Genomic DNA, 3,091 nt, shown 5'->3' with positions numbered 1-3,091 from the left:
GGCGCCGGTCAGGATGTCACGTCGCGGCGCGCGAACAGCACCAGGGTGACCGCGGCCGCGACGGCACAGAAGATCAGGATGCGTATGCCGGCGGTTTCGTAGCCGACCTGGTATCCCCGCGCACCCGAGGCCAGGGCGTCCATGAGCCGGGCGGGCAGCCAGCTCGCGGCCGGGCTGAAGATCCGCGACACCAGCATCTCCAGCGGCAGCGCGTAGGCGACCGCGACCGACACCGCGGCGGCGGGAGAGCGGAAGACGACCCCGGCGAGCAGCCCCAGGGTCGCGTACCCCAGGGACGAGGCCAGCACGTTCAGATAGCCCTTGCCGATCTCCGTCAGGCCGGCGAGGCTGTGCCAGGCGCCGGTGTCCACCCCTCGGATCGGAGCCATGACGAACGACGCGGCCACGGCCACGACGGTGGCCGCGGCGATCATCGTTGCCATGAACGTCGCCAGGGCCAGGCACTTGCCTGCCAGCAGGCGGAGCCGATGCGGCTGGGCCATGAGCTGGTTACGCAGGGTTCCCTGAGTGTAGTCGGCGCCGATGACGGCGGCGGTGACGGCGAGCCCGACCACGCCGAGCAGGATGCTGACGGCCTCCAGCCCCTGCATGACCCCGTCCGGACGGGACATGGCGGGTGCGGTGACGGGCACCCCGTCGTAGTCGCGACGTCCGACTGAGAGCATGGTCAGTACCGCGCCGAGCGTGGCCACCGAGACGACGGCCGCCAACGTGCCGAGGAAGAAACGCGTGCGGCCGAGTTTGATCCATTCGGCCCGCAGCGCCGCGGTCACGAGTCCCGTCCCGAGGCGGTCGATGTGGCGGCCCCGGCGGTGAGCAGCTCAGAGGGAACGTCCGGGGAGCTGCGGCTGCGTGGGATCAGATCCCCGTCGACTCCCCCCGTCGCGACCAGGAACGTCTCCTCCAGCGTGGGCCGGCACGCCCGCAGCGCCCGCAGCGCGATACCGGCGCTCATGGCGATCCTGTTCAGGTTCGCCGCCGAGCCCTCCGGGGCGTGCACGCTGACCGAGCCGTCCGGCGAGCGCTCGGGCGGGTCGACCCGCAGGCCGTGGCCGCCCATCAGGGCGGCCAGCCGCACCGCGTCACAGGGATGCTCGGGAGTCAGGACGAGCAGTGGGTCCCCGGCGGCGAGCAGCTCGGTCACATGGCCCTGGAACAGCAGCTGCCCGTCTCTGATCATCACCAGGTGGTCGCAGATCTGTTCGACCTCCGACAGCAGGTGGCTGGACACGAAGACTGTCATGCGCCCTCCGGCCAGGTCCTTGAGCAGGCAGCGGATCTCGCGGATGCCCGCCGGGTCGAGCCCGTTGGTCGGTTCGTCGAGCACCAGCAGCTCGGGGCGCGGCAGCAGGGCCGCGGCGATCCCCAGCCGCTGCTTCATGCCGAGGGAGTAGGAGGCGAACCGGTCGTCGGCCCGGCCGGCGAGGCCGACCATGGACAGCGTCTCGGCGACGCGTTCCGGGCCCAGCCCGCGCAGCCGCGCCAGCATGCGCAGGTTGGCCCGCCCGGTCAGGCCGGGGTGGAAGGTCGGGCCTTCGATCATGGCCCCGACCTTGGACAGGTAGCCGGCGGGCCGCTCGATCGGATGCCCGAGCACGAAAGCGTGTCCCGCGCTGGGCCTGATCAGCCCGAGGAGCATCCGCAGGGTGGTCGTCTTGCCGGCGCCGTTCGGCCCGACGAACCCGGACAGCGCTCCCATCGGGACGTGGATGTCGATCCCGTCCACCGAGCGCCGGGTGCCGTAGCACCTGGTGAGTCCTTGGCTCCAGATAGCGGCGTCGGCCGGGGGGCAGGGCAGGCCGGTGCGGGCCTGGCGTGGTGATCCCCGTCGCATCCGCGGCGGTCTCGCCGGAGTCTCCGCCGTCATTACGTGGTTGCCTCCTCAGGTCCTTGGCGTCCGGCCCGGGCGAGGGCGGCTGCCCGGCTGGGCCGGCGTTGATGGAGCTTGATGAAACAGAGGGTAACGGATGGAAACGAGTTGTGCTTAATGACGATCGCTCGTTACTTACAGTGGCAAAGAATATGATCTATATCACTTATAGTAAGTAGCGATAGGTAGAGGAAGCCCTTGTCGCAGCGACGCCGCCACGCTCCTGTGCTGCTGTGTTCCCGTGTTTCCGATCGGTCACGCTGGTCGGCGCGTCGGCGCGACCGGTGGTCCGGTCATCGGTGTCCGGCCGGTTCGGCGACAACCGGCCTGGCCATGGATATTCCGTGCGAACGGGCTGTGAGCGGACCGTGAACGGGCCTGGGCGGGCCGTGGGTGAGCCGCGAGTGGGTCTGAGCGGGCCGCGAGAGGCTCGTGAGCGGGCATGACGACGCGTCTCGCTTCGGATGGCGGCATGGCGTGACCGGATGGCGGCGTGGCGCGGCCGGTGCCGTCAGCTCGGGTCGAGGCCGAACAGGCGGGGGGAGAACCACTCGGTGATCAGTGTCAGGGGGCGGCCTGTCCGCATGTCACGCATCCGGTAGGTACGGGCCGGCACCTGGGACTGCGCGCTGAGACCCGGCCCAAGGCAGGTGGCGATGCCGCCGGCCGGCAGCCGTCCCCATGACCGCAGCTCACGGACGATCGGTAGGGCGGCCCGCGTGAGCAGCCTGCCGATCGGCTCCTCGGTGTCGAGCGCGCGCACGACGTCGACCGGCAGCCTGTCGACGATGGCGAGCACGGATGCCGCCCCGTGAACGACACCGTTGTCACCGGTGAGAAGCACCTCGCGGACCAGGAGATCGTCTCCGGGGCTGCCCTCGAGGTCGCGTAACCCGATGTCGGCGTAGGTGTCGCGATGGGCGCGGGTGGCCGCTGCGTGGAACCAGGGGTCTTCGTGGAACAGGGAGCCGCTGTCCCCTCCCCGGGCGTCCGCCGCGTGGCCGCGCTGGCCCGGTACGGTCAGCGGGAGGCGCTGCTGACGGCGCACACGGACGGTGATCCGACGGCCGGTGAGAATTTCCAGTGACGTGGTGGTCAGCCCGTCGCCGCGCAACATCAGCTGCTCGAGCGGGCTGATCCCCAGGGTGCCGGCCGCGGCGACGTCGACGCTGGAGAGCTCGGCGCTGGGGAACACCGTGA

Annotated in this window: 3 protein-coding genes; all 3 read right to left on the bottom strand. The window is 70.7% G+C overall.

The features are described 5' to 3' along the window. Positions 1 to 8: 8 nt before the first annotated feature. Positions 9 to 794, bottom strand: a complete 786-nt coding sequence (locus AC5LUJ_RS04255) for a DUF2705 family protein (RefSeq protein ID WP_250285668.1) — start codon at positions 792 to 794, stop codon at positions 9 to 11. Then, positions 791 to 1,888 (bottom strand): ABC transporter ATP-binding protein, encoded by a 1,098-nt coding sequence (locus tag AC5LUJ_RS04250; protein ID WP_250285669.1) that lies wholly within the window; start codon positions 1,886 to 1,888, stop codon positions 791 to 793. The genes AC5LUJ_RS04255 and AC5LUJ_RS04250 overlap by 4 nt, the downstream gene beginning before the upstream one ends. Before the next feature lie 514 nt (positions 1,889 to 2,402). After that, entirely contained in the window at positions 2,403 to 3,086 is a 684-nt protein-coding gene (locus AC5LUJ_RS04245; protein WP_493464494.1) for a chorismate--pyruvate lyase family protein, read from the bottom strand. Positions 3,087 to 3,091: the final 5 nt, after the last annotated feature.

This window comes from Protofrankia sp. CiP1_Cm_nod3 (assembly GCF_982290655.1).
Note: the sequence above shows the minus strand (reverse complement) of the source record. Positions and strands in the feature narration are given on the sequence as shown.